We start from the raw sequence: 705 nt of genomic DNA, 5'->3' as shown, positions 1-705 counted from the left end.
GAAAGAAGTTAAAACGCTTGAAGGACATTTTGAAGTTGTTTTTTCTTCTTAAACTTCTTTATGATTAGCTTTTTTGGATCTATTCATGCATGGCAATCTTATATAAAAAATAGTCAAATGAATCACGTATAAAAGTGTGGATTCTTGAGTGGATTCATATAAAATAATTACAAACAAACTATTGACTTTATTGTATTTTTGTTTATAATGTCCTTCAACAAGCGTGACCGTCCGACGACCGTTTTCAACATCAATGCTCCCCTCATCGCTGTAATAATCAAGATCATTATAGTGAACACCTTCATGAGAGCTCCCATCCCTTGCCCAATCTGCACTCAGCTCTGTCCAATGAGATTTGGGAAACATCTGCTTAGCTACTTCTAACGGCTTGCGGTCTACATACCACAAACGTTGTGCATCGGTTAAATTCGGTTGCACTGCCGCACTATCCCAGACCATTTTTAAAGGATCTAAACGCGTAATGACCGGTTCACCATCGAGGCTGTTCTCATAATCAAGGCGGGTATCAGTCCACCCCATTCCACAAATGACAGCATCTTGGAAAGCATCACTATCTGCATATTCAGCATGTGCCATGTCGCGAAACCATTCTGCTGCTCCTGTAAGCAATTCACTTGGCAATGCCTTCCCTATTTGACGAGGAATGAATTGCACTTCTCGCTTATTGTTGCGTTCTGAACCCAC

Annotated in this window: 1 pseudogene; it reads right to left on the bottom strand. The window is 40.6% G+C overall.

Annotated elements, in window-relative coordinates:
* Positions 1–209 precede the first annotated feature (209 nt).
* Positions 210–705 (bottom strand): annotated as a pseudogene (locus ACFIL8_RS11820) (phage portal protein); the annotation flags it as partial.

This window comes from Bartonella sp. AP57NXGY, from assembly GCF_042195805.1.
Taxonomy (GTDB): Bacteria; Pseudomonadota; Alphaproteobacteria; order Rhizobiales; family Rhizobiaceae; genus Bartonella.
Note: the sequence above shows the minus strand (reverse complement) of the source record. Positions and strands in the feature narration are given on the sequence as shown.